Source organism: Hanstruepera sp. CR43 (genome assembly GCF_055227665.1).
The window spans coordinates 1,868,125-1,893,372 of sequence record NZ_CP200078.1; the positions used below are offsets into that span (position 1 = coordinate 1,868,125).

The 25,248-nt window shown below is 35.2% G+C and carries 24 protein-coding genes and 1 tRNA gene; 8 read left to right on the forward strand and 17 right to left on the reverse strand.

Features of this window, described 5'->3' with window-relative positions; genetic code table 11:
* Positions 1 to 101: 101 nt before the first annotated feature.
* The gene (tatA, locus tag ACKXGU_RS08585) at positions 102 to 278 is read left to right on the forward strand and encodes a twin-arginine translocase TatA/TatE family subunit (protein ID WP_103050650.1); all 177 of its coding nucleotides are present in this window, start codon (positions 102 to 104) and stop codon (positions 276 to 278) included.
* Positions 279 to 337: 59 nt separating this feature from the next.
* Here tatA and ACKXGU_RS08590 read toward each other — a convergent pair whose 3' ends face one another.
* From ACKXGU_RS08590 to ACKXGU_RS08600, 3 genes are all read right to left on the reverse strand, one after another.
* Positions 338 to 1,315, reverse strand: a complete 978-nt coding sequence (locus tag ACKXGU_RS08590; RefSeq protein ID WP_463464932.1) for a DUF4837 family protein — start codon at positions 1,313 to 1,315, stop codon at positions 338 to 340.
* Positions 1,316 to 1,336: 21 nt separating this feature from the next.
* Positions 1,337 to 2,911: a LysM peptidoglycan-binding domain-containing protein gene (locus ACKXGU_RS08595; protein WP_463464933.1), complete on the reverse strand. Its 1,575-nt coding sequence runs from the start codon at positions 2,909 to 2,911 to the stop codon at positions 1,337 to 1,339.
* A 105-nt stretch (positions 2,912 to 3,016) separates the two neighbouring features.
* Complete coding sequence (locus ACKXGU_RS08600) at positions 3,017 to 4,204, reverse strand: phosphoglycerate kinase (protein ID WP_463464934.1); 1,188 nt, start codon at positions 4,202 to 4,204, stop codon at positions 3,017 to 3,019.
* A gap of 75 nt (positions 4,205 to 4,279) precedes the next feature.
* On the opposite strand from ACKXGU_RS08600, the gene ACKXGU_RS08605 reads away from it, so the two are divergent.
* The gene (locus ACKXGU_RS08605; RefSeq protein ID WP_463464935.1) at positions 4,280 to 5,434 is read left to right on the forward strand and encodes a DNA polymerase III subunit; all 1,155 of its coding nucleotides are present in this window, start codon (positions 4,280 to 4,282) and stop codon (positions 5,432 to 5,434) included.
* Positions 5,435 to 5,466: 32 nt separating this feature from the next.
* Here ACKXGU_RS08605 and ACKXGU_RS08610 read toward each other — a convergent pair whose 3' ends face one another.
* The 5 genes from ACKXGU_RS08610 to ACKXGU_RS08630 form a co-directional block, all read right to left on the reverse strand.
* Positions 5,467 to 5,982: an OmpH/Skp family outer membrane protein gene (locus ACKXGU_RS08610; RefSeq protein WP_463464936.1), complete on the reverse strand. Its 516-nt coding sequence runs from the start codon at positions 5,980 to 5,982 to the stop codon at positions 5,467 to 5,469.
* A gap of 224 nt (positions 5,983 to 6,206) precedes the next feature.
* Positions 6,207 to 7,058, reverse strand: coding sequence for a class I SAM-dependent methyltransferase (locus ACKXGU_RS08615; RefSeq protein ID WP_463464937.1), 852 nt, complete (start codon positions 7,056 to 7,058; stop codon positions 6,207 to 6,209).
* 24 nt (positions 7,059 to 7,082) lie between these two features.
* Positions 7,083 to 8,954 (reverse strand): tRNA uridine-5-carboxymethylaminomethyl(34) synthesis enzyme MnmG, encoded by a 1,872-nt coding sequence (gene mnmG / locus ACKXGU_RS08620; RefSeq protein ID WP_463464938.1) that lies wholly within the window; start codon positions 8,952 to 8,954, stop codon positions 7,083 to 7,085.
* A gap of 73 nt (positions 8,955 to 9,027) precedes the next feature.
* Entirely contained in the window at positions 9,028 to 9,447 is a 420-nt protein-coding gene (gene ybeY / locus ACKXGU_RS08625; protein ID WP_463464939.1) for an rRNA maturation RNase YbeY, read from the reverse strand.
* The gene (locus tag ACKXGU_RS08630) at positions 9,440 to 12,868 is read right to left on the reverse strand and encodes a DUF4175 family protein (protein WP_463464940.1); all 3,429 of its coding nucleotides are present in this window, start codon (positions 12,866 to 12,868) and stop codon (positions 9,440 to 9,442) included. Before ACKXGU_RS08630 ends, ybeY begins: the two co-directional genes overlap by 8 nt.
* Before the next feature lie 109 nt (positions 12,869 to 12,977).
* Here ACKXGU_RS08630 and ACKXGU_RS08635 point away from each other — a divergent pair, with 109 nt between their 5' ends.
* Positions 12,978 to 14,021 carry an alkane 1-monooxygenase gene (locus tag ACKXGU_RS08635; RefSeq protein WP_463464941.1) on the forward strand — a complete coding sequence of 348 codons (1,044 nt, stop codon included), beginning with the start codon at positions 12,978 to 12,980 and terminating at the stop codon, positions 14,019 to 14,021.
* Positions 14,022 to 14,072: 51 nt separating this feature from the next.
* Positions 14,073 to 15,593 carry a glutamate--tRNA ligase gene (gltX, locus tag ACKXGU_RS08640; protein WP_463464942.1) on the forward strand — a complete coding sequence of 507 codons (1,521 nt, stop codon included), beginning with the start codon at positions 14,073 to 14,075 and terminating at the stop codon, positions 15,591 to 15,593.
* 74 nt (positions 15,594 to 15,667) lie between these two features.
* On the opposite strand, the gene ACKXGU_RS08645 is transcribed toward gltX, so the two are convergent.
* Positions 15,668 to 16,033, reverse strand: a complete 366-nt coding sequence (locus ACKXGU_RS08645) for a hypothetical protein (RefSeq protein ID WP_463464943.1) — start codon at positions 16,031 to 16,033, stop codon at positions 15,668 to 15,670.
* A 200-nt stretch (positions 16,034 to 16,233) separates the two neighbouring features.
* Positions 16,234 to 16,929 carry a hypothetical protein gene (locus ACKXGU_RS08650; RefSeq protein ID WP_463464944.1) on the reverse strand — a complete coding sequence of 232 codons (696 nt, stop codon included), beginning with the start codon at positions 16,927 to 16,929 and terminating at the stop codon, positions 16,234 to 16,236.
* Between the two features lie 74 nt (positions 16,930 to 17,003).
* Here ACKXGU_RS08650 and ACKXGU_RS08655 point away from each other — a divergent pair, with 74 nt between their 5' ends.
* On the forward strand, positions 17,004 to 17,930 hold the full coding sequence (locus ACKXGU_RS08655; protein WP_463464945.1) for an SPFH domain-containing protein: 927 nt from the start codon (positions 17,004 to 17,006) through the stop codon (positions 17,928 to 17,930).
* Positions 17,931 to 17,967: 37 nt separating this feature from the next.
* On the opposite strand, the gene ACKXGU_RS08660 is transcribed toward ACKXGU_RS08655, so the two are convergent.
* From ACKXGU_RS08660 to ACKXGU_RS08675, 4 genes are all read right to left on the reverse strand, one after another.
* Entirely contained in the window at positions 17,968 to 18,159 is a 192-nt protein-coding gene (locus tag ACKXGU_RS08660) for a hypothetical protein (RefSeq protein WP_463464946.1), read from the reverse strand.
* 78 nt (positions 18,160 to 18,237) lie between these two features.
* Positions 18,238 to 19,422 (reverse strand): GNAT family N-acetyltransferase, encoded by a 1,185-nt coding sequence (locus tag ACKXGU_RS08665; protein WP_463464947.1) that lies wholly within the window; start codon positions 19,420 to 19,422, stop codon positions 18,238 to 18,240.
* A gap of 32 nt (positions 19,423 to 19,454) precedes the next feature.
* Positions 19,455 to 19,937 (reverse strand): DUF1761 domain-containing protein, encoded by a 483-nt coding sequence (locus tag ACKXGU_RS08670; RefSeq protein WP_463464948.1) that lies wholly within the window; start codon positions 19,935 to 19,937, stop codon positions 19,455 to 19,457.
* Positions 19,938 to 20,054: 117 nt separating this feature from the next.
* Positions 20,055 to 22,061, reverse strand: a complete 2,007-nt coding sequence (locus ACKXGU_RS08675) for a glutamine--tRNA ligase/YqeY domain fusion protein (RefSeq protein WP_463464949.1) — start codon at positions 22,059 to 22,061, stop codon at positions 20,055 to 20,057.
* Between the two features lie 100 nt (positions 22,062 to 22,161).
* Here ACKXGU_RS08675 and ACKXGU_RS08680 point away from each other — a divergent pair, with 100 nt between their 5' ends.
* From ACKXGU_RS08680 to ACKXGU_RS08690, 3 genes are all read left to right on the forward strand, one after another.
* Complete coding sequence (locus ACKXGU_RS08680) at positions 22,162 to 22,371, forward strand: zinc ribbon domain-containing protein (protein ID WP_463464950.1); 210 nt, start codon at positions 22,162 to 22,164, stop codon at positions 22,369 to 22,371.
* 64 nt (positions 22,372 to 22,435) lie between these two features.
* Positions 22,436 to 22,804 carry a dihydroneopterin aldolase gene (gene folB / locus ACKXGU_RS08685; RefSeq protein WP_463464951.1) on the forward strand — a complete coding sequence of 123 codons (369 nt, stop codon included), beginning with the start codon at positions 22,436 to 22,438 and terminating at the stop codon, positions 22,802 to 22,804.
* Positions 22,805 to 22,847: 43 nt separating this feature from the next.
* Positions 22,848 to 22,918 (forward strand) — tRNA-Cys (locus tag ACKXGU_RS08690).
* Between the two features lie 293 nt (positions 22,919 to 23,211).
* Here ACKXGU_RS08690 and ACKXGU_RS08695 read toward each other — a convergent pair.
* Genes ACKXGU_RS08695 through ACKXGU_RS08705 form a run of 3 tightly spaced genes read right to left on the reverse strand, consistent with a single transcriptional unit; the run spans position 23,212 to position 25,240 of the window.
* Positions 23,212 to 23,847, reverse strand: a complete 636-nt coding sequence (locus tag ACKXGU_RS08695) for an SUMF1/EgtB/PvdO family nonheme iron enzyme (protein ID WP_463464952.1) — start codon at positions 23,845 to 23,847, stop codon at positions 23,212 to 23,214.
* A 1-nt stretch (position 23,848) separates the two neighbouring features.
* Positions 23,849 to 24,529 (reverse strand): LysE family translocator, encoded by a 681-nt coding sequence (locus ACKXGU_RS08700; RefSeq protein WP_103050667.1) that lies wholly within the window; start codon positions 24,527 to 24,529, stop codon positions 23,849 to 23,851.
* A 42-nt stretch (positions 24,530 to 24,571) separates the two neighbouring features.
* Positions 24,572 to 25,240 (reverse strand): head GIN domain-containing protein, encoded by a 669-nt coding sequence (locus ACKXGU_RS08705; RefSeq protein WP_463464953.1) that lies wholly within the window; start codon positions 25,238 to 25,240, stop codon positions 24,572 to 24,574.
* Between the last annotated feature and the right edge of the window lie 8 nt (positions 25,241 to 25,248).

Here is a 25,248-nt window from a genome sequence, read left to right on the forward strand (position 1 = left end):
ATAAAATTATGTCATCACTTGTTTCACTTAACACTAAAGTTAGGGATTAAACGCTGTTATTAAAGTTTAATTATTAACTTTGTAGCATAAATATTTAAGCAATGATTTCATTAAGTATATTTTTAGCCCCTGGACCATGGCAAATAGTTTTAATTGTTGTGGTTGTATTGTTGTTGTTTGGTGGTAAAAAAATCCCTGAACTAATGCGTGGTTTAGGAAGTGGTATCAAGGAATTTAAGGATGCCAGTAAAGAAGACGATAAAGACAAAAAGGAATAACTTTTTTAAACAAAAAGCCCAACTATTAAAGTTGGGCTTTTTTATGCTCATTAATTTAGCTATTTGAATTTTATGGATTTAATAATAGATTCCAGTTCAAACATATAATCCCTTTTTTCAACTGATGGTGCAAATGCAAAACCTTCTACTACCAGTTGCCTGTTGTTTTCTTGGTCATTGATAATGTAATTCACGAATGGACCCGACATAAACGCGTTTTTAACATCCCAAAGCCCTTTAGTTTCAAACGCTTCTTTATCGTCAATTTGGGTTTTGGATAAAAATGGTGTATAGGCGTTTTCTGTTGCCATATAGGAGCCATCCACTGGTCCAGGAATATGCACTTGGCCAACAGAATCCCTGATTTTAATAATTTGATTGATCAAGCTGTCGTTTTCAATAATACTGCCATAAGGCAATTCATAAAGCATCAGGTTTGTTGTTCCAGTTGTAATATCCTTTCTAATCCAATAAAAATTATTGTCTTCCTTGGCAATTCTATAAACTGATGGGAATTCAATATCAATTCCTAATTTTTCTTTTATGTCGTTATTCTTATGTAAAGACTGTTTTGTTCGTCTTTGGCGTTCTTTTATTTCTTCGTTTTTAAACGATTCAACCATCCTTTGTGCATTATCATGAATCTGGTTGATAATATCTTCATTGGTTTTTCCCGTAACCACGATGAGTCGTTGGGGTTTTGCAAAAACGTTTTTGGCTATTTTAACATCAGCCAGATCTCCTTTTTCAATTTTTAAAACAATCCTGTTTCTGGTCGCAAAACCTGAAAAAACTGATGGTGGTATCTGACTTAAAATAAAGAGTGGCTCATCTTGATTTAGTCCGTGAACAGGTGCAGCAAAAACATCTCTAATTGCTTCGCCAACATTCCCTTCCCACAATTCATGATCTACTACTACAGATAAATTATTGATGTTTCCTGATGACTCCGATAATAATTTAATGTTTTTTTTATTTCCATCCTGGCATGAGACAACCATTACAAGAACCATAATAACAAATAAAATTTTTTGCATAATCTAGTTTTTAAAAAGAAGCTATCCCTTGGATACTTTAAGCTTCATTCCTGGTTTTAAATTGTTACCACTAATATCGTTCCATTCTCGAATATTTTGGACAGAAACTCCAGGAAATTTTTGAGAAATGCTCCAAAGTGAGTCGCCGCTTTTAACCGTGTAGATTTTTGAATCACCATTAGATACTGGTTTTGAGCTTGTTGAAGAAGATGATTGGTTGACTGCAACAGGAGTTCTTGGGTAAATAGTTAATCGTTGACCTATTTGTAAATTGTTGCTTCGCAGGCCATTCCATTGCTTGATTTGACTAACCCTTACTCCATATTTTCTAGCAATTTTCCCTAAATAATCTCCTGATCTAACACGATAACGAATTTTACTGTCGCTATCAAAAAATTGCGGTAATGGCTTTTCCCTTGCATCAAATTCGGCCTGGGCGGCAGCATAAATAGCCTCTTCATTATTAACAAACAAACCTATTGCTGTTCGCGGTAATCTCAATGAATAATTCTCTCCTTTTATGTATGGAATAATATCTAGTTTGTAAGATGGATTCAAAAATTGGAGTTCTTCCATATTAACTCCTGTAGCTTCGGATACCTGATCCAAGGTAATCATTTGCTTAACCACAATAGTATCTGTTTCTATATGGTGAAATTTAGGCTTTTCGGAAACCAAGCCATGTTCTTCAGCATATTCAAAAATATACATGGTTGCCAGGAACGCTGGCAAATAACCAGCAGTTTCCCTTGGTAAATTATGACGTATATTCCAATAGTTTTGGTATCCACCAGATCTTCTAATGGCTTTTGACACATTTCCTGGTCCAGAGTTATACGCAGCCAGTGCCAAATCCCAATCACCAAAAATAGTATATAACGATGCCAAATATTTAGCCGCGGCAGTAGTAGATTTAATGGGGTCTGAGCGCTCGTCAACATAACTACTTACGTTTAGACCATAATATTTTCCCGTTGTAAACATAAACTGCCATAGACCTGTTGCGCCTACTCGAGATCTAGCTCTAGGTTTTAATGCTGATTCTACAATTGCCAGATATTTAACTTCCAATGGCACATCATTGTTATCCAGTTCCCTTTCAAACATCGGGAAATAAAAATGGCTCAACCCAATCATTCTTTCGAAATACTGTCTCCTATTTTTCAAAAATGACTTTATAACACTTTCTAAAGAGGGATTGTATTCTATATTAAACGGTGTCTTTGCGTTTAATAAGGCCAATCGGGCTTTTAATGTGTCTGTTGGAAGGTCTGGATAGTACACTTCGTTATACTCTAATTCTGAAACCGTATTATAAATGGTGTCAAAAAATGCATTGCTATACAATTCTTCTAGCCATTTTTGATCGAGTTCTGCTGCTAGTTCATGGTCTTGAAGTACTCTTGATTTTAATGAATCAGGAGTTATGGCTATGTTTTTTTGATTGAAATTCTTACCGTCAACTATACTATCTCCTGAAAATTCTTTTTTTGGAATTAATTTATCTTGGGAAACACTCTTGCTAGATATGGTGTCTTGAGCCACAAGAAAGTTAGATATAATTAAGAAGAGACTGATGAATGTAGGTAAACGCATGGTTATAATTTTATAAACCTTTAAAACGAATTTGCATTTGTTTTCTTATAAAAAATCAATTTAAGATGATTTAACTCAATTTGAGACTGAAATAAATATACTAAATTATTCTAATATCGCAGCAATTCCAGGAAGGGTCTTACCTTCGAGGCTTTCTAACATAGCGCCTCCTCCAGTGCTCACATAGCTTACCTTATCTTCAAAATCGAATTGTTTTACTGCGGCTACTGAATCGCCGCCGCCTACTAAAGAAAACGCACCATTTGCTGTGGCTTCAGCTATAGCATGACCTAATGCAATGGTTCCTTTTGCAAAGTTTGGCATTTCAAACACTCCCAAAGGACCATTCCATAGAATAGTTTTAGAATCCTTAATTACTTTGGCAAACAATGCTTCAGTATGTGGTCCAACATCAAGACCCATCCAACCATCAGGGATTTTATCCACATCACAGGTGTTCGTTTGGGCTTCATTGCTAAAACTATCTGTTATGATAGCATCAACTGGTAAGTGCACTGCTACATTTTTTTCTTTGGCCTTTTTTAAAATATCTCTAGCTAATTCCAATTTATCATCTTCGACCAATGAATTTCCAATTGCACCTCCCAGCGCTTTAATAAAGGTGAAGGTCATCCCTCCTCCAATTATTAAATGGTCTATTTTATCTAAAATATTGTCAATGATGGTGATTTTTGAAGATACTTTCGCACCTCCCAATACCGCACAAACCGGTTTCTCTCCGGATTCCATCACTTTTTTAATGCTTTCTATTTCTTGCTCAAGCAAGTAACCAAAACATTTATTGTTCGGAAAGAATTGTGCAATAATTGTTGTTGAGGCATGAGCCCTATGGGCCGTTCCAAAAGCATCATTTACATAAATATCGCCTAATTCTGACAGTTGTTTTGCAAACGCAACATCACCAGCAGTTTCTTCATCGTGAAATCTTAAGTTTTCTAACAATAAGATTTCACCAGGTTTTAAATTATTAACAGCCTCTTTGGCTATTTCGCCAACACAATCTTCAGCAAATTTAATTTCTACACCTAAAACATCTTCAGCTTTATCAATAATGTGCTTTAATGAATACTTTTCTTCTTTACCTTTTGGTCTGCCCAAATGAGACATTAAAACACAACTTCCACCGTCTTCCAATATCTTAATAATAGTCGGTTTGGCTGATTTAATCCTGGTGTCATCGGTAACATTGAAGTTATCATCTAATGGAACGTTAAAATCTACGCGAATAATGGCCTTTTTATTATTAAAGTTGAAGTCGTTGAGGGTTTTCATAGTTTCATTAATTTGATTGACAAATATAATTTTTTCAATTCACAAAAACAGCAGTAAATCTGTTATCTTTACCACATGTTATTCAGTGAAATTCTTGGTCAAGAACACATAAAAGCCCATTTAATTCAAAGTGTTAACAATGGTCGTGTTCCACATGCACAACTATTTGTGGGTCCTGAAGGAAGTGGAACGTTACCAATGGCAATTGCTTATGCTCAATATCTTTTGTGTCAAAATACCGGTAATGACAATACTGGCGGAAATGAGGCCTGCAATCTAAAGTTTAACAACCTGACACATCCTGATTTACATTTTGCTTTTCCCGTGGCTACTAATGGTATCGTAAAAAAGCACCCTGTTTCCAATAATTTTTTAACTGATTGGCGTGAATTGTTGAATGAACAGCCTTATGGGAACTTGTTTGACTGGTACAAAAAAATTGATATCGAGAAAAAACAAGGACAAATTGGTGTTGATGAGGCCCAAGAAATTGTAAAATCATTATCCCTAAAATCCTATGAGGGTGGTTATAAGGTTATGATTATATGGATGGCTGAAAAAATCAACACACAAGCGGCCAACAAGCTATTAAAACTCATTGAAGAACCACCTAATAAGACCGTTTTCATTCTGATTGCTGAAGATGAAGAACAAATTATCAATACTATTTTATCGAGATGTCAAATTTTACATTTTCCGCCGCTTGCTGAAGAAATTATAAAACAGTCGCTCATCAAGAAATACTCACTAACCGAGGATATTGCTGGAAAAATAGCCCATGAAGCAAATGGCAATTACAATAAGGCTTGTGACTTGGTTTACCATGATACCGAAGATACTCAATTTGAAGAATGGTTTGTTTTTTGGATACGGAGCGCATTTAAAGCAAAAGGCAATAAAAGCGCCATACATGATTTAATCTCCTGGAGTGAGGATATTGCCAAAACGGGTAGGGAAACCCAAAAACAATTTTTACAGTTTTGTATTAATTTTTTCAGGCAAGCACTGTTAATCAATTATAATGCTCAAGATTTAGTTTACATAGAAACCAAGATAGATAATTTTAAATTAGAAAAATTTGCGCCTTTTGTTCACGGGAATAATATCTTGGATATTTCTGAAGAATTACAGGATGCTATTTATCATATAGAGCGTAATGGGAATTCAAAAATTATTCTCACGGATCTTTCCATAAAATTGACACGTTTACTGCATAAAAAAGCCAGTTAAAAACTGGCTAATAAATTCTGGCATTTTGTTTGTTATTTCTTGATGTAAGCATCATTCAGTCCTTTTAAAATAACTTCAGAAATATTATTTTCTTCCACACCATATAAAACACTTGAGGCACCATCACTAGTTCCAAGTATATAAGTATAGTTGTTGTCCTTTCCGTATTTTTTAACGAAGTTTTTAACTTTAGAAATTAATGAATCTATTTCTGTTTGACTTTGACTTGCAATTTGCTGTTCCTCCATTTGAAATTGTTGTTGCAGCATTTGTTGCTTCTGTAAAAGTAAATCATATTCAGCTTGGGCATCACTTTGAGAAACTGTTTTAGCATTTAATTGAAACGCCTGAAATTCTAACTGCAGTGCTTTACTCACACTATCGCGCTTTTTGTTGTACTTTTCGATTTTTGATTTATACTTGGATTCAATATCCTTGCGTTCTTGATATTCATTTATTACATAACTATTATCTACAAAGGCAATTTTATCTTGATTGCAAGATGTCATTAAAATTACCAGGATAAGTCCAAAAAATACGTTTTTCATAATGTTAAAATTTTCAGGAGGTAAATGTAAAAAGTTATTTGAACAAATTAATCGGACGGCAAAAAATTTAACTATAATCAATCTTTATAAATATTGTTATTTTTTATAATTAAAAACTATTAAAAATTAATCTGTTTAAGCCTGTTTTTAGAGTGTTTCGCAACTCGGTAATACATTTTATCGCTTCCGGGCATATCTCTCATTAAAATGCGTGAATTTTGATTTTAGGTGTTTTTTAAGATATAAATGTGCGATGAGTATTGTTTAGTGAACAGTCCTTCTGCATTTGAATACAAACCAATAAAAAATGCTTTGAATAAATTCATACTTCCTGTTTTAAACTTTTCTGACAAAAGACTCACATAAAAAGAATCAAAAAGCATAGGTTTTGTATCAAGCAATTCTATATTCACATTACCAAACAATTTTGAAACAGCCTTTTTGGAAAAATGCCACAAGTGTCTGGGAACATCATAAGCCGCCCAAAAAGATTTATAATGTTTAGCATCATAACTTTTAAAGTTAGGAACAGCTACAACGACAATTCCTTTTGGCTTCAACAAACTTTTTATTTGATGTATATAATTTTCTAAATCTGAAACATGTTCTAAAACATGCCACAAGGTAATAACATCAAACTTTTGATCAATTTTAAACAGAGTTTCAGAATCAAATACATGGTTATTAGTTTTATCATTGGCTATTGCCCTTGCCTTTTCATTCGGCTCTATGCCATAAATATTCCAACCGTTTTCAAAGGCTTTATTTAAAAAATCACCCGTACCACAGCCAATATCCAATAATTCTTTATCATTCCCTTGATTAAACTTGTTGATTAGTCTAACCTTTTTTCTTAATGCAAATTGACGAACAACATGATACGTTTTTTCAAACAAGTTTCTTTTGGAATCCGTATGCGAAATATACTCCTCGCTTTGATAATAACGATTCAAATTATTTTCTTCTGGCTTTGGATTTGTTTCCAACATATCATACTCAGCATTGTATAACAATTGAAATGATTCTCCAGAAACTGAATAATCCAACAACTCTAAAAACAAGTTTTTATCTTTCATTTTGGAATTGTTCCACGTGAAACACTAACGGCCCATATATACTAAAAGCACTGAAACATCACTGGGAGAAACACCGCTAATTCGTGAAGCTTGCGATATGGTTACGGGTTGAATTTTACTTAATTTCTCCCTGGCTTCCATACTCATTGACTTTAGTTTAGAATAGTCAAAATCCTTCGGGATTTTGATGTTTTCAAGTCTATGTAATTTGTCTGCATTATTTTTTTCTTTCTCTATGTAACCAGAATATTTAACCTGTATTTCTGTCTGTTCAATAATTTCTCCGTCTAATTTATTGTCCAATATGTAATCATTAACAGATTGGACTTTTCGCATATCATCAATGGTAATATTGGGTCTAGCAAATATTCTAAACATCTTATCCGATTGCTTCATTAACGATGAGTCATTCGCTTCCAAAATGGGATTTATCTCTTCGGGTTTTACACTCGTTTCTCTAAAAAATTCAACAAAATCAGACGAAGCTTTTTGCTTTTCTTCCATACGCTTCATACGTTTTTCAGATGCTAAACCGATTTCAAAACCTTTAGGTGTGAGCCTAAAATCAGCATTGTCTTGACGCAAAAGTGTTCTATATTCAGCACGAGAGGTAAACATACGATAAGGCTCTTCAGTGCCTTTGGTAATCAAATCATCGATTAACACCCCAATATAAGCCTCGCTTCTAGATAAAGTAAATGCTTCTTTTTCTTGAATCTTTAAACTGGCATTGATTCCAGCAAGCAAACCTTGAGACGCAGCCTCTTCATATCCCGTTGTACCATTAATTTGACCAGCAAAATACAGTCCATCTATGAGCTTTGTCTCGAGCGTATGTTGTAATTGAGTTGGTGGAAAATAATCATATTCAATGGCATAACCCGGCCTAAAAAACTTAACATTTTCAAAACCGGACACCGATCGTAATGCTTTAAATTGAACATCCTCAGGCAAGGATGTAGAGAAACCATTAACATAAACCTCAACTGTATTCCAGCCCTCTGGTTCTACAAATAACTGATGCCTGTCTTTATCTGCAAACCGATTAATTTTATCTTCAATAGAAGGGCAATATCTTGGGCCTAAACTTTTGATTCGACCGTTAAACATAGGCGATCTATCAAATCCTTCACGTAATAAATCGTGAACTTCAGGACTGGTATATGTCATATAACATGACCGTTGTTCCCTAAGCGGTTTGGTTACATCTAAAAAGGAGAATTTTTGTGGGTCATCATCACCGGGTTGTTCAACCATTTTAGAGTAATCCAAAGATCGACCATCAACTCTAGGTGGTGTTCCTGTTTTCATTCTGCCAGAATCAAAACCCAATTCAACTAATTGTTCAGTAATTCCTGTTGCAGCCTTTTCTCCAGCTCTGCCACCTCCAAAATTTTTATCTCCAATGTGGATTAAACCATTTAAAAAAGTGCCATTAGTTAACACTACAGATTTACCCCTAACCTCTATTCCCAAAGATGTTTTCACACCCACAACTTTATGGTTCTCGATTAATAAACCAGAAACCATTTCTTGGTAAAAATCCAAATTAGGTGTCTTCTCCAGCAACAAACGCCAATCTTCTGCAAAACGCATTCTATCACTTTGAACACGTGGACTCCACATAGCAGGTCCTTTGGATTTATTCAGCATTTTAAATTGAATAGCCGATGTGTCGCTTACAATACCGCTATAGCCGCCTAAAGCATCTATCTCCCTAACGATTTGACCTTTAGCTATCCCTCCCATTGCTGGATTGCAAGACATTTGGGCAATGTTTTGCAGGTTCATAGTTATGAGCAATGTCTTACTGCCCATATTAGCAGCAGCAGCAGCAGCTTCGCCGCCGGCATGACCAGCACCAACAACAATAACATCATAAACATCATTAAACATAACTATCCATTTATATTACTTTGTTCCACGTGGAACAAAATCCATTTTTTTAAGTGTGCAAATATACGATGAATTACTGAATTTCAGACAAAAGTTCTAAGTAGTGATTTTCCTTTGACCGCATTAAATTAGCCTCATTCTTTGTCTTGTCTTTATAACCGCAATAATGTAGCACGCCATGTATCATGACTCGGTGTAATTCGTCATCAAATGCCACGTTAAAATCATTAGCGTTATCAGCAACCCGTTCAGTTGAAATGTAAATATCGCCCTGTAATATTTTTCCTACTGTGTAATCAAAGCTTATGATGTCTGTAAGCGTATCGTGGTCCAAAAACTCCACATTAATTCTATGTAGGTAATCATCATTGCAAAAGATATAATTTATTTCACCCAATTTAAATCCTTCTGCCTCTATTGCCATGGAAACCCACTTAATCAGGCGCCCTTGATCATTTAAACTAAAATCATTTTCGAAATTAAAGCTAATCATCCTTTTGCTTAAAGTATTCCTGTACTTTCTTTTTATAAACTGGCTGCAAAGGTAATGTCTCTCGGTTTAATATTTCGGTAGTATTAAAATATTCCTTAGCTTTCGGTATTTGGTTGGTAGAATTGTTTTTGAAGTTTTCCTGATTCGTTTTGGATTGTCGTTTAGTATCTTGCCCTTGTTGAAACGTAGCGTTTTCCAATTTTAATAATTGGTGCTTTAAATTCATCATTTTCTGAAGCGTTTGATTGGTAAACCCTTTATTTAATAAGTCCAACTCTATTTCTTCCATTTGTTTTAAAAGCCCATTACCAACTCCCGTTTTGCCTTCTTTGGCCAATTTGTCCTCTAGTGCTTGTCTGATTTGTTGCTGTTGTTGGTATATTCTAAACAGTTCGCCGTTCAATTCTTCAGAACCCTCACCTTGACCTAATTTATTACCTTCTTGACCTTCACTGCCCTCTTGTCCGCCTTGTGACTGTTTGCCTTTTTTTCCTTCCTTATCACCTTCTTCGCCTTCTTTACCTTTCTCGCCTTCATTAGGTTTGCCAGACTCGCTTTTTTTCATCCCATCTTGCATTTGTTTATTCAGTTCTTCTTGGCTCATGATAATATCAGGCAAGCCTGGTTCGGGTTGACCACCACTTCCCATGCCACTCCCTTGCATCTGCATTTGCATGCTATTTAATATGTCGCTTAAGAAATCGGCTAAATTATTCGCGGCGGTTATGGTGTATTGCTGGTTAGCAACACCTTGATATAGTCGGTTTTCAGAAAATTGATCCAGCGATTTGTCAATATTGAAAAATACCTCTGAAATTTCCTTGTTAATGCGTTCGGAAATTTTGGGCTGCCGTAAGGATAAGGCAAACAAGCTATCGTCAATATGGGAAAAATGTTCCTTTAAACTATTTTGTTTTACCAAATAGCCGGCATATTTGTTATGATTCACCTCAATACTTTTAAATTGATTCATCAAGTTTTCTTGGTCAAAAGAAAATAACACCAAATTGTCCAGAATTTGCCGAAGCATTTCCATGTCTTCTTGCATCTGTTCTGCACCACCCATTTGCATAGCCATCTGCATTTGCTCACTCATTTGTTTCATTTTTTGGGCTGCTTGCTTCTGTTTCCTTTTGGCGTTTTGCTGATTCTGACTGGGCGATTGTTCTTGGTTATCACCTTTCTCCTTGTTTTCTTCTTGAGCGTCCTGTTCTTCCTGTTTTTCAAGTTGCTCTGTTGCCTCTTTTTGATCTTCCTGTATAGCTTCTTCCTGTTTTTTGTCTTGAGGCAAATCAATAGGCTGTTTGAGTTCCTTGTTCTCTTTTTGGAGTTCATCTAATTGCTCTTGAAAGTCATCAAATTTTTTGTTCAACTCCTCTTGAGACTCCGAGTTGTTTTTGTCTTTGTCTTCTTCTGATAGTATGTCCTGCTCTTCAGCCAATTTATCTAACTCTTGTTGAAGCTTTTCGAGTTTTTTAGACACATAATAGCGCTTGGTCAATTCTAAAAGTTGTTCCAAACTTCTTTTTTGGTTTTTGTTTTGCTTGGCTAATTTTTCAAGTTTGTCGGTTAACTCCTCTTTGTTTATTTTTTCTTGAAGTTTTTCAAGTTCCTCCAATAACTTCTCATCTTCTTTGAGTTGTTGCTCGTTTTCTTCAAGTCGTTCCTTCAGGTCCTCTTTAAATTGGTCTTGTTCCAGATTATCCTTTTGAAACTCTTCTAAATTCTCTTTTAATTTTTTATTGAAGTTTTGCATCATTTCTTCCTGTTGTTTCTGCCTTTGGAGGAAATTCTCAAGCTTCTTTTTATCATTAAAATTAAGTTCCGACTTTTCTTTTTGAGTTTTAGAAAATTCCTCTAACTCCTTCTCCCTGTCTTCAATCTTTTCCAAAGATTTATTTAAATCATCAATCGTTTCGTTTTGTTGTTCCAATTGTTTATGTTCTTCCTCATCTTTGGTGAGTTTTCGGTAGTAATACACGCTGCTCTTGGTGCTTTTAAAATGACTTAAGGCATCATTATCAAAAACTTGAAAAAACAACTCATAACCCTCACCTTCCTGTAGTTGCAAATCATTTGGAAATGCCGAGATAAATTCGCTAATATTAGACTTGGCAATAGGAATATCTACCTTTTTGATTTCATCACTATTGCTAATAGGATAATAGACTAATTGCAGCTTGCTTAAACCATAATCATCGGATGCTTGTCCATAAAAATAGAGGCTCTGCTGGTCAATACTGTCCATCTGCATTTCAATATTCAATTCAGGATAGCTGTCTTTGATTACCTCAATGCTAAATGAGAGTTTTTCATAATCCTTCAGTAGCTTATTACTGGTGCTAATAGCGTAATCCATATTAGTGTAAACACTTTTTGACGCAGAATATTCGCCCAATCCATCAGTTTCAAAATTTAAAGTGTCTTTAGCTACCAGTGTCACGTTATCAGTTGCCTTGGTGTGTAATTGCCAGGTGATTTTCGTTCCCTGCGGTATTGTAGCATTACCAGTACCTTTTAATATCTCTTGAGATTTCTTTATGTAATTTGGATAGTCCAATACCATTTCGAAGTCTAATATTTCAGGCACTTCGGCAACTTTGAGTGTATATGTTTTAGATCGCACGTCATTGGCTGATAACTCAAAATTAATGCTGCTTTTGGGTCTTGTAAAAACAAACTCAAATTCCCCTATTGCTTTTTGTTGTAAAAAATAAGTCTCGCCATTGTAACTTATTTTAGCGTTTTCAGGAATTTTTGTGCCTGCCGTTCTGATCGATAAAGTAAAGTCTTCGTTTTCGGTAGTTGTCAAACTATCATTTACGACAAAAAACTGAAAAGGAGCTGGTGGTTCATAGGCGGTCTTATAATCAACAACACGCTTATAGCTGTCACTAAACCAATTAAACTTGCCCGAAACCATCGAGATCACTATGATTAGTATTGGAATGGCGGCATATTTTAGATACTTGCGGTTTTGTTTGAAATTAACGGCAAATTGAAACGGCACGGGCTGTAGCTCAACAGATTTCTGATCTATACTAGCTAACAACAATTCAGATTCTGTATTGCTTTGTTTGAGTTGCAGCACATTAAGTAATTTGTCGTTAACCTCTGGAAAATGTTTTCCAATTATTTTGGACGCTTCAATATAGTCTATGCCTTTTTTAAACTTAAATAATTGTGCTAACGGGAATAGGATAAACTTTACAAATAAGGCCGTTTCAACAGCGATAAAAACCCAGAACAATAGCGTTCTCAAACTTGGACTTAACCAAAATATATACTCAACAAATAGCGTAAATAGAAAATACAACAACCCAATAGCGACAAACAAAATACCGCCTTTTATTAGTTCATTGGTATAGTACCTCCTAATAAAAGACTCTAGCTTTTCGATTATGTTGTCAAAATTTGCCACGCTGCTATCTAATTAACTTACTAATCTACAATTTTATTTTAATGTACAATTCCTTATTTTTATAAGGTTGTGTTAATTTAGAGGAAACAAGCACATTTATAGATTAAAAATGAAAGATTTAAAATATTTAGCTGCGCTTTCCATTCCTATTACTGCTGTTATTGGTCTGCAATATCAAGGATTTTGGGTGTTTTTGACACCCGTATACTCGTTTGTTATTATTCCTATTTTGGAACTCTTATTGCCCCAAAACAACCTCAATTATTCTGAATCTGAAATAGCGGATAAAAAACTAAACACATTGTTTGACTGGATGTTGTATTTAAACCTTCCTATCGTGTATTTTATATTAATTTGGTCTTTGATGACGGTGAAATCCTCACCTTTGGAAACTTATGAATTTATTGGGTTGGCATTGAGTTTAGGCATGGTTTTAGGCACCAATGGTATCAATGTCGCTCATGAACTGGGACATAGACAAACTACCAACGAGCGCTTTATTGGTAAAGCATTACTCCTGCCCTCATTATACATGCATTTTTATATTGAACACAACTATGGGCATCATTTACATGCGGCGACCAAAGAAGATCCTGCCACGGCTCGATATAATCAAAATGTTTATTCTTTTTGGTTAACATCTACCATCAGGCAATATGTAAGTGCGTGGCGCATTCAAATGAAATTACTTAAAAACAACCATCAATCGTTCTTTTCAATTCAGAATGATATGCTTTGGTATACTGTTTTTCAGTTTTCATATTTAATTTCCGTATTTATACTTTTTGGAAGTGTTGGTCTTTTGTTTGCTGTTACGGCAGCTGTTACAGGGTTTTTACTGTTGGAAACCGTTAATTACATCGAACACTACGGATTATTGCGTCTAAAAACCGAATCTGGTCGCTATGAACGTGTAAAACTAGTTCATTCATGGAATTCAAATCATGTGGTTGGCCGAATAGTCCTTTATGAACTAACCAGACATAGTGATCACCATTATAAAACATCTAAAAAATATCAAATTTTGGAATGCTCTGAAGAAAGCCCACAAATGCCTTTTGGTTATCCTACCTCCATGGTCTTGGCGCTTATACCCCCTCTATGGTTTAAAATTATGAATAAACGGGTTCCAAAAGAAATGATTTTAACCTGAAAGCCTAATAAAAACTAATTAAGATTTTATCTTTGCGCAAAATATTTTTGCATGAGTCAGCCTGTAAGAGTGCGTTTCGCACCAAGTCCAACTGGACCTTTACATATTGGTGGTGTTCGCACTGCTTTATTCAATTATTTGTTTGCTAAAAAACATCAAGGAACCTTTGTGCTTCGTATTGAAGATACCGATCAAACACGCTATGTTGAAGGGGCTGAAGATTATATTATTGAATCCTTGAATTGGTGTAATATTCCTTTTGATGAAGGTCCTGGTAAAGAAGGCTCGTTTGGACCATACAAACAAAGTGAGCGTAAACATTTATACAAACAATATGCTGATGAGTTAGTGGCAAAAGGAAAGGCGTACTATGCTTTTGATACTGCTGAACAATTGGATGCGCACAGAAAGGATCATGAAGAACAAGGGAAAACCTTTATTTATAATTGGCATAATCGTGAAAAAGGTCGTTTGGTTAATTCGTTAGTGCTTTCTAAAGAAGAAACCCAAACCAAACTGGATGCTGGTGAGGATTACGTAATCCGATTTTTGTCTCCTCAAGACGAAACCCTGCATTTAAAAGATATTGTTCGTGGAGACATCCAAATTGACACGAACATTTTGGATGACAAGGTCCTGTTCAAAAGCGATGGTATGCCCACCTATCACTTGGCTAATATTGTGGATGATCATTTAATGGAAATTACCCATGTAATCCGTGGTGAGGAATGGCTACCGTCTTTAGCTTTACATTATCAACTCTATGAAGCCTTTGGATGGCAAGCGCCTGAATTTGCGCATCTTCCACTAATTTTAAAGCCAACAGGCAAGGGCAAGTTGAGCAAGCGTGATGGTGATAAATTAGGCTTCCCGGTATTTCCATTGGCTTACAAAGACCATAAAACAGGTGATATTAGTCGTGGCTATCGAGAGGATGGCTATTTTCCTGAAGCGGTTATCAATTTTTTAGCATTATTGGGCTGGAATCCTGGAACCGAGCAAGAGGTTTTCAGTCTTGAGGAACTCATCCAGGCTTTCGATTTGAAAAAAGTCAATAAATCTGGAGCGCGTTTTGACCCAGACAAAACCAAATGGTTTAACCATCATTATATGCAAGAACAACATGATGATGTTTTAGCTAAAGATTTTAAAGCCATTCAGCCGGAATTGGAAACTATTGATGTAAACTACGTTTCTTTGGTTGTGGGGCTTGTAAAAGAACGTGCTAACTTAATAACCGATTTTTGGGAATTAAGCCACTTCTTTTTCGAAACACCAACTGAACTAGATGAAAAAGCCGTAAAAAAAGCCTGGAAGGATGATTCACCTGAAATCCTGTCACAAGTTTTAAGTCTTGTTGATTCTGTTGCTGACTTTACTGTTGAAAACCTTCAAACAACCATAAAAGGCTGGATAACTGAAAACAACATTGGCTTTGGGAAGGTCATGATGCCTTTACGATTGGCTTTGGTGGGTGATCTCAAAGGCCCTGATGTGTTTGATATTATGTTCTTGATTGGAAAAGATGAAACCAAACGCCGAATTGATAATTTGGTGAATACGTTGGGTTAATAGCTTATGGTTTATTACTTGGTTAAGCAATTAACTTTATAAGGCATTGCGGCGTACTATTCACGATTTTTTATCTAGAAGTCAAGTTCATTTGGAATATCATTTTCTGAATTTTCATCAGTGTAAATTCGTGTTAACTGACTTAACCAAACTTTATCATCGTAATATTCAGAAAGAAAACTCCAAGATTTAGAATCTGGAACAAAAAAAACATCAGCTAATTTATGTTTTTTTGCATTTTTAAGGTAAACCACTGCTTTAAACCCTTTTACGTTAAACTCCTCAACATTAAAATCCGATGATTTTGAAGTTTGCCCATTCAGGGACACTAGTGTCCTAAAGGTATTATCGTTTAATCTTTCCGATGATATGTGAAGGTATTGGTCTTTTGAATAATTAAAGAAATTAAGTGAGTCTTTTTCAATTAAATATTCGGCCACTTTTTCCGCTATTTGACTTTCGATTCTTCCTGTTTCTATTGGTCTACAACAACAAAAACATATCAACATCAAAATTGAAATATTCAGCAATAAAATTCTATTTTTTAATGTTTCGCCTCGGTTTCGCAACTTGCAATATAAATTTATGCGTTTAAACATTATTCGCTTAAGATTTCAACTTTTTTATAGTTGAATTTAAGTTAAATCGAAATCATCAACGAGAACACAAACATCGATTGGTTGCCTTTAAACTTCTGGTTATTAGTCCCGATGGTTAAATTCTGGTCGTTCAACTTATTAAACGTGTTTAAAAAACCATAGATATAGGCTGCCTTTATTCTAAAGTGACTGATTCCAGCAGACAAGCCAACAGTTCCATCGATATTAAACTTTGAAATATCTGAAATGTCTTTAGCTAATAGAAGATCATCATAGTTCTTTATGAAATAATTCTCTTTGGCATTATCTTTTAGCTCCATTTCCCCATTGTATTGTAGCATGGGTCCTAGATCTAACGTGAGATAGGAATCAATTATTTTTACGTGCATGAGCAAGGATATCTGTGCAGTAAAAATTTTATAATCCAAAAACTCTTCAGGACCCAAAGGAATTGGACTTGCGGCTATCCCAAAATTGTTTTCGGCTATTTGAATCATATAGCTCATGTTGTACCACTTGTGCGGTAAATCAACTGTTGCCGATCCAGCAATGGCCCAACCATTACCTGCCTTGGTTTCAAAGTTATCAGTGTTAAAGTCGTATTGGGTCAATCCTCCCGAAATTCCAATACCGTTGACAATAGGAACGGTACCATGAGGTCTTTGTCTTTGTGCGTTGACATTTGTAACAAAAGTGGTGGAAATGGCTACTAATAAAATAAGTCTTATAAATTGCATGCTATTCGTATGTGATTGCAACAAATATAACTTAAATTAGTAGAACTTATTTTTAACAATTAAAACAATTAAACATGCCTCCTGTATTTCTTATCCCTTTTTTTGTAATTGCCCTAGTGGTCTTAATATCATCGTTTTTTATCGTGAAACAACAATCTGCTGCCATCATTGAACGCTTTGGTCGTTTTCAAAGTATCCGTCATTCTGGTCTGCAAATGAAAATTCCACTAATAGATCGTGTTGCTGGGCGATTGAGTTTAAAAATTCAACAATTGGATGTGATTATTGAAACTAAAACTTTGGATGATGTATTTGTGCGCCTAAAAGTTTCTGTTCAATACATGGTTATTAAGGACAAGGTTTACGATGCTTTTTATAAGCTCGATTATCCACATGATCAAATTACCAGTTATGTATTTGACGTAGTTCGTGCCGAAGTGCCTAAAATGAAGTTGGATGATGTATTTGTGAAAAAGGATGATATCGCCATTGCGGTCAAGGCTGAATTGAACGATGCTATGCTTGAGTATGGTTTTGATATTATTAAAACCCTTGTTACGGATATTGATCCTGACTCTCAGGTAAAAGCGGCTATGAACCGGATTAATGCATCGGAGCGCGAAAAAATAGCGGCCCAATACGAAGGGGATGCTGCCAGAATTCTGATTGTTGAGAAAGCCAAAGCTGAAGCTGAAAGTAAACGCCTACAAGGTCAGGGAATAGCAGACCAAAGACGTGAAATTGCGCGTGGTTTGGAGGAGTCGGTTGAAGTATTAAACCGTGTGGGTATCAACTCTCAAGAAGCATCTGCGCTGATAGTCGTTACACAACATTATGACACCCTTCAATCATTGGGAGAGGAAACCAATAGTAACCTTATTTTGTTGCCTAACGCACCACAAGCCGGCAGTAATATGCTGAATGATATGGTGGCTAGTTTTGCGGCCAGCAATCAAATAGGTGAAGCTATGAAAGAAGCCCGAAATAAAAAGAAAGAATAAAACTTATAAAAGGCCTCAACTTTAGTTTGAGGCTTTTTTAATGATTGCTTATCAGTTGTTTTAGGCTCTCCAGGTAATCCTCAAGTTCTTTTCGGTCCACCTTTGGATGTTCCATATTGGGTATGGTGATGGGGTTTTCATCTAAATATTGATATACTTCAGGGTAATTTGTTTCAATATCCCGAATTAACCTAGCTATTTCGGTGAGTAACTCTTGTGTGCTTTTCATATTCCTTATCCTGTAAACAATTAAAATACTGAAAACTAAAGGGATATCAAAGTTTCCTCCTGTTAAATAAATAGTAAATTATTTAAACGGGTGTCGTTCCTGCCACTCTGTTGAAGGATTCATAAACCGGAAAATATATTTTAAAAGAGCGTTCAGTAACCAATTAGTGTGTTTTAAGTACATAACCATTTTTCGGGGTTTGGCCCCTACGGAACTTTTTATTTCCATGGCTGTCCTGGCATAAACTATGTGTTTAAATTTGTGTTCTATACCACACTGAGCCATATCATACAACATGTTAAGATATAATTGGTTTTTATACTGATACGCGGTATCATATCCCAAAAAATACGTTTCCAAATATGGTTGGTTTAAAATAAGGGAATAAAAACCTATGAGCTCATTCTTAAAATAATAACCATAAACTTTGAATTGGTCCCCAAGTTGTTTTTTGTAAATCAGGAAATGGTCCTCTGGAAGTATAAAAGTATTAATTCTGGCATTGTCCGACACATTCTGATATAACTCATAAATTCGTTTTGATTGCTCTTGAATAGCATTCATATCCAATTCCCGTTTTATTATCTGTTTTGACTTCTTTCTTGCTGTTTTATAACGGTCTCGGTATTTTTTATGGAGATTTTCAATATAATGGTCAAACGTTTTCCAATGGTTTTGTACATCCATAATCATATTGGGCTGTACCGAAACTTTAGTAAGGCCAAAATTTGACAAAACAGTGCTGTAATCATGAATGGTTTCATTGAGAAAATAGTCTTTCATCAATACTGCCCTGATTTTTTTGCCGTGTTTTGATCTAATGTGTGTTTTTAAATCGTTTAAAGCTTCAAACAAACACTTCAAGAAAGCATCGTAAGGCATTTTCTGGGTATCAAAATAAATACCGTGCTGCCCAGTATGTGTGATATTTCCAACCACCAAAATATTACCTTTTAATATCCTGGAAATGGCATTTTTAAAACGCTCCTGAAAGCAGGAATCCTTATGATTTCTAAAAATATCATTGAGATAAAGTTGTACCCGCTGAACTAGCGCTATTCCAATTAATACATCATCGTTGTAAAACCCGATGTAATATGAGGAAATGTTGTTAGGTGAAGCCTTTTCTAAAGCGTGTAAATAGTTTCTTTGGAGATAAATATCATGGGGCGCAAGCGAGTCCCAATCATTTGGCAATTTATCCGAAGTATCAAATATTTTAAATTTTATCAAAATAGCATGAAAAAAGACTGATTGGTACAATCAGTCTTTAGGTTTATGATTTCATTACAAAATTATTGCCATCCGCAAACAATACCGCCCATGATTGCCAATGTGACAATCCAATAACCGCTATTGATAAAGATGTATTTAGCGCCTTTGCGTTCAAACAGAGCATTGGTTCCAATAATAGGTAAGGCAATAAAAATCCCAGCAATAGTACCGTGTAGAGCACCATGTTTAAAAGTTCTAAACGCATTACCATAGTCTGCCATAAAAGCATCATAAGATGGTAAGGCTTGACTTGGATCGCCTCCAACCATTCCCATGGCTCCCGTTTGATGAATAGTAATAAATTGGAGTGCAAACGCCAATAAAAAGGCAAACAATAATGCCAAGCCAAATATCTTGGCCATGTTACCGCCTTTAATTTGCTCTTCGGTCATTTCTGCCGCTTTCATCCAGGCAGTTCCGAATACTTTAGGATTATACCAAATAAAACCGATTACCAAAGCTGAAACTGCAGCCGCAATTAATGCTAAAAAATTAATTTCCATATTGTTGTTATTTAGTTAGTTATAGTATAAATATAGTTATAAAAATGAATTGTGTTATTTTTGTACAAAAAAACCTCGAATTGTTCGAGGTTTTAGGTTCTGCTCTATTTTTAATACTTAAATGGTTTTTGCTTCACCAACCAATAAATCGTTTGAGTCTTCAAGAGCCTTTTCAATGAATTCATTAATAGCTTCATTCCGCTCTAAACCATTATCGAGCATTACTTTTAATGTTAGCAATGCCGCAATACGCGTTCCAACTTTTTTAGCAGCTGTTCCAAATAAGGGTTCCAATTCATCATAAGAAACCTCTTTTGCCAGTTCCTGAATTTCAGCTTTAACTTTAGCTTGCTTGTCTTCAGAATAATTGGTGTATTTCTTGCCTAATTGTTGAATGACATTAATCGCTTTTCGTTGTTGCTGACCTTGATTTTTTGGCTGATTTTGGTTGACTTGTGGTTTTGGTTTTTGTTTAGCCCAAGAGTCCCTTAAACCTACTATTTTATTAAAAATTAAATAATTTGGAGTGGAATCATCATCAACGTTAAAATAACCTAATCGCTGAAACTGAAATCGTTCTCCTGGCTTTGCATCCTGTAAACTGGGCTCTACATAAGCCTCAATGATTTTGAGTGAATTCGGATTGAGAAACTCCATAAAGTCTCTATCTTCATAAGTGTCTGGGGCTTCATCCATGAACAATCTGTCGTATTCCCGAACTTCAACTTTTACTGCGTGTTCTGCTGATACCCAATGTAAGGTCCCTTTTACTTTCTTTGAAGTGTCTTCGGAATAGGTACATTGAATTTCAATTATATCGCCCTGGTCATCTTTTACCGCATGGTTTGCTTGAATGATATAGGCATTTTTTAAACGTACCTCACCTCCTAGTTTCAGTCTGAAAAATTTATTACTGGCTTCTTCTTTGAAATCATCTTTTTCAATATAAATTTCCCTTGAAAACGGTACTTTTCTGTATCCTGCGCTTTCATCTTCCTGATTATTTTCGGCTTCCATCCACTCAACCTTACCTTCCGGATAATTGGTGATAACAACCTTTACAGGATCTAAAACAGCCATAACACGAGGGGCTGTTTTATTAAGATCTTCTCGAATACAGAATTCCAACAAAGACACATCAATGACATTGTCGCGCTTGGCAACTCCAACTTTTTCAATAAAATTTCTAATGGATTCTGGGGTATACCCTCGGCGTCTTAATCCTGAAATAGTAGGCATTCTAGGGTCGTCCCAGCCATTTACAACACCATCTTGAACCAATTTTAACAACTTGCGTTTGCTCATAATGGTATAACTCAAGTTCAACCGCGCGAACTCACGTTGTTTTGGGAGTAATGGTAGTGCTTCTGGTTGGTATTTATATACTTGTTCCTTAAACCAGTCGTAAAGCTCTCTATGGGGCTTAAATTCAAGGGAACATAAACTGTGGGAAATTTGTTCAATATAATCACTTTCACCATGCGTCCAGTCATACATCGGGTAAATACACCAATCGTTACCGGTCCGGTGATGTGATTTTTTTAAGATACGATACATAATGGGGTCGCGCATCAACATATTGGGATGCTGCATATCTATTTTGGCACGAAGCACATGAGATCCTTCATCAAACGCTCCATTTTTCATGCGTTCAAAAAGATCTAAATTTTCGGCAACTGAACGGTTACGATAAGGCCCATCAACACCTGGTTGTGTAGGTGTGCCTTTTTGTTCAGCCATAGCTTCACTGGATTGAGAATCTACATAAGCTTTATCTTCTTTAATCAGCATGACAGCCCAGTCGTACAATTGTTGAAAATAATCAGACGAGTATAGTTCATTAGCCCATTTATAACCCAGCCAAGACACATCATTTTTAATAGCATCTACATACTCTTGCTCTTCTTTAGCTGGATTAGTGTCATCAAAACGCAGGTTAACCGGAGCATTATATTTTTCACCTAAACCAAAACTAATTCCTATGGCCTTGGTATGTCCAATATGCAAATAGCCATTTGGTTCTGGCGGGAAACGAAAACGCAATTTGGATTTGTCCAATCCATTAGCTAAATCATCCTCTATGATATGCTCAATAAAATTGAGTGATTTTGTTTCTTCTGACATAAATTTATCCATCTAAATTAAGACGCACAAAATTAGTCAATTTTAGCGTAATTGTAACAACTGGTTGATTTTTGATACCAATTAATAAAACCCTTTAGATATGCAACACAGAAATTACGAATGTCCAAAATGTCACAACAGAACCTATCAGGTGGATCAAATGCAGGCAACCGGTGGTTTGTTTACGAAATTGTTTAATATTCAAAATAAACGATTTACGACTGTCACTTGTGAGCGCTGTACTTACACAGAATTTTACAAGTCTAAAACAAGCGCTATTAGTAATATATTCGACTTTTTTACCAACTAGTCTCTAGAATTAAATTTCTTGCAAATTTGACTCATTGTGACATAAGGAGTTTTATTTTTGTCCTATGGGAATAATTAAAGTTGAAAATATTCGAATATTTGCCAATCATGGTTGTTTGAGTGAAGAAACCAAAATTGGTAGTGATTATCGAGTGGATTTAGAGATTAAAGCTAATTTACAGCCTTCTGCGGATACTGATTTATTAAACGATACTGTTGACTACGTGTTTTTAAACCGAGTAATACGCGAAGAAATGCTAAAACCATCTCATTTGCTAGAAACAGTTGCCAGACGTATATTGGACAGGGTTTTTACTGAAGACAAGCTGGTCCAAAAGGCAACGGTGAGTATCAGTAAATTAAACCCTCCTATTGGTGGTGATGTGGAGATGGTAACGATAAAAATGACCGACAAACGAAAAAACTATCAGTAAATAGTGTAAAAAACATATTTTTTTTACATTTGCTGTCGAACAAGGTGTCGTGGCCGAGTGGCTAGGCAGTGGTCTGCAACACCATCTACAGCGGTTCGAATCCGCTCGACACCTCGAGAAAGAGTTACTTTTTTAGTAGCTCTTTTTTTTCTAATTTTTAAAAAAATTAATTAAAGAGAACAACACCATCTACAGCTATGTCAATGTAATAAGTTGGCTCCTTGAGATACCTTCAACGTATGTTAAAGGTTTTTTATTTTTAAATTTTTAGAAAATTTAGAGTAAGATTATTACTGTGGTTCGAATTCGCTTAACCAGTCTAGAAACCTTAACATACTTTATAAGTCCTTTCTTTATAGTTTTAAGCAAAACTGAAGTATTGTATGGCGGTTGCTCAAAATAAGAAGTTAGTCGCTTTTCTTGTTACTTACAATACATACACAACGAAATGTTGTATAATCATTTGGATAATTTGTTGGTAATTCTTCTCTCCAGTTTCTACCAAAAAATGCCTTATTATTTGATATTTCAGACAAATCATATATGACAAAAACATTATCTGGATGTTTGTCTATTCTATTATTGTAAGGATTTCCGTTATATTCCTCATACAGGCCAATTTGATTAAAAAAGTTTTGAGCAAAATTATATTGATTAATAGTCGGTAAACTATAATTAACAGTCTTTGCCTTCTCTTTGAATTGACTATCCCATAAAAACTGCACCATATCTGATCGCCATTTGCAATATAAATCAGCTTGCGATTGCGTTATAAGCAATATCGGGTGATGTGAATATTTAGGGTTATTCATTTGCTCAAGAGTTTTTTTAAAGCTGCCTGTAAATGTGTCTTTTACTTTAATTTTATCAAGTATATGAGGATTATTGTCATAAGCATGATTAATAAATTCTGAATACATGATATTGGTGACAGGTGATTTGTCAATATATAAACTATCTTTAAGCTTAATGGTCCCAGGTGGTGTTTGAGAGAAACCATGATTTAAAAATAAGAATGATATAAATAATATAGTTATTCTCATTTTAATCCAATGGACTTATTTGTTCCAATCGATCCTTAATCATTTCCTTTTCTTTTGGGAAAAAACCTTGTATCAGTAACAGGACTCCAAAACCCAGAATTACCAGCGCCACAATCTTTTTGGTTTTAAAAATACGTCTTGGTGTGAGTTTGTTTTTAAGTGTTTTAGCTGCAGCCATTTTTAAAAGATCTACCAAGAAATATACAGCTAATATCGTTGCTAAAAACACCCAAAGTTCACTGTTGGTTTCTGTCAAGGAATTCCCAATTACAATGAATCCCAACCAACCCAGCAGAACGCCTACATTTATAAAATTCAATAAAAACCCCTTTATAAATAGCTTACCTAATTTCTTCTTGATTTCAACGGTATGGTATTCTCGGACTATCTCTCTGAAGGATTTAGAAGTTTTGATAAATGAAATAAATCCATATACCGCTAAAAGAACACCTCCAAATATTAAAAAATTAGGGTCATCTTTTATCTTATCCAACAGCTTGCTGGTACTGTAAAATGCAACGACTATGAAGAACATGTCTGCCACAATAACTCCCAAATCAAAAATTAATGCACTCTTAAACCCTTTGGTAGCACTAGTTTCCAGTAATACAAAAAAAACTGGTCCTATGGTAAAAGCCAGAATAATCCCGAAGGGAATAGCCGCTAAAATGGCGTCAAGCATAAGTGGATAGCATTTCCACAAATTTATAAAAAAGGAATGTATTTAATTCTTTCTGATTATTTTACCTCCTAAAACGGTGTTTTCATCAACTGTTTCAGGGTTTCCGTAGATATAAACATTACCTCCTGCCCTAACCTTGGCAATCACTTCTTTAGTAGCATAAACATCTGCTTCACCAGCAGCTTTAATGGTTACTTCGGTCTTTTCGGTGTGAAGTTCTTTGCCCTTGTACTGACCACCTGTATTGATGTCTATATTTTGATTTTTAGAGTTACCTGATGTATGAATAACGCCTCCAGAAATCGCTTTGACATTTAAAAAGGTCATGTCTTTTACTTGGATTCTAATAGAGCCGCCTTCTTGTGCTCGTAAATCTATTTCAAATTGCTCAAAAACGTCATCAGATCCAATAAAAGTCCCTTCATTAGCATCAATAATATCAATGTTTTTGTAGTATACTTTCACTTCTGTTTCATCACCATTGAAAATTTTATCTAATGTCATTCTAACTTTCAGCAGCCCATTTTTGATAACAAAAACAACATCTTGTGTATTCTTACCCGAAACAACAACTTTGTTTTCATCAGACTTTATGAGTTCCACTTCTATCCTATCATACACTTTTAGTTCTCTAAAATCTCCTAAATTCTTCTCCGTTTGTGAATATAAAACGGTAGTAAATACCATTAGTATTAAAGCAACATACTTCATGTTTAAAA

Coding starts and splice junctions, on each gene's coding strand:
- tatA (WP_103050650.1), top strand. CDS start 102: ATGATTTCATTAAGTATATTTTTAGCCCCTGGACCATGGCAAATAGTT.
- ACKXGU_RS08590 (WP_463464932.1), bottom strand. CDS start 1,315: ATGCAAAAAATTTTATTTGTTATTATGGTTCTTGTAATGGTTGTCTCA.
- ACKXGU_RS08595 (WP_463464933.1), bottom strand. CDS start 2,911: ATGCGTTTACCTACATTCATCAGTCTCTTCTTAATTATATCTAACTTT.
- ACKXGU_RS08600 (WP_463464934.1), bottom strand. CDS start 4,204: ATGAAAACCCTCAACGACTTCAACTTTAATAATAAAAAGGCCATTATT.
- ACKXGU_RS08605 (WP_463464935.1), top strand. CDS start 4,280: ATGTTATTCAGTGAAATTCTTGGTCAAGAACACATAAAAGCCCATTTA.
- ACKXGU_RS08610 (WP_463464936.1), bottom strand. CDS start 5,982: ATGAAAAACGTATTTTTTGGACTTATCCTGGTAATTTTAATGACATCT.
- ACKXGU_RS08615 (WP_463464937.1), bottom strand. CDS start 7,058: ATGAAAGATAAAAACTTGTTTTTAGAGTTGTTGGATTATTCAGTTTCT.
- mnmG (WP_463464938.1), bottom strand. CDS start 8,954: ATGTTTAATGATGTTTATGATGTTATTGTTGTTGGTGCTGGTCATGCC.
- ybeY (WP_463464939.1), bottom strand. CDS start 9,447: ATGATTAGCTTTAATTTCGAAAATGATTTTAGTTTAAATGATCAAGGG.
- ACKXGU_RS08635 (WP_463464941.1), top strand. CDS start 12,978: ATGAAAGATTTAAAATATTTAGCTGCGCTTTCCATTCCTATTACTGCT.
- gltX (WP_463464942.1), top strand. CDS start 14,073: ATGAGTCAGCCTGTAAGAGTGCGTTTCGCACCAAGTCCAACTGGACCT.
- ACKXGU_RS08650 (WP_463464944.1), bottom strand. CDS start 16,929: ATGCAATTTATAAGACTTATTTTATTAGTAGCCATTTCCACCACTTTT.
- ACKXGU_RS08655 (WP_463464945.1), top strand. CDS start 17,004: ATGCCTCCTGTATTTCTTATCCCTTTTTTTGTAATTGCCCTAGTGGTC.
- ACKXGU_RS08660 (WP_463464946.1), bottom strand. CDS start 18,159: ATGAAAAGCACACAAGAGTTACTCACCGAAATAGCTAGGTTAATTCGG.
- ACKXGU_RS08670 (WP_463464948.1), bottom strand. CDS start 19,937: ATGGAAATTAATTTTTTAGCATTAATTGCGGCTGCAGTTTCAGCTTTG.
- ACKXGU_RS08675 (WP_463464949.1), bottom strand. CDS start 22,061: ATGTCAGAAGAAACAAAATCACTCAATTTTATTGAGCATATCATAGAG.
- ACKXGU_RS08680 (WP_463464950.1), top strand. CDS start 22,162: ATGCAACACAGAAATTACGAATGTCCAAAATGTCACAACAGAACCTAT.
- folB (WP_463464951.1), top strand. CDS start 22,436: ATGGGAATAATTAAAGTTGAAAATATTCGAATATTTGCCAATCATGGT.
- ACKXGU_RS08695 (WP_463464952.1), bottom strand. CDS start 23,847: ATGAGAATAACTATATTATTTATATCATTCTTATTTTTAAATCATGGT.
- ACKXGU_RS08700 (WP_103050667.1), bottom strand. CDS start 24,529: ATGCTTGACGCCATTTTAGCGGCTATTCCCTTCGGGATTATTCTGGCT.
- ACKXGU_RS08705 (WP_463464953.1), bottom strand. CDS start 25,240: ATGAAGTATGTTGCTTTAATACTAATGGTATTTACTACCGTTTTATAT.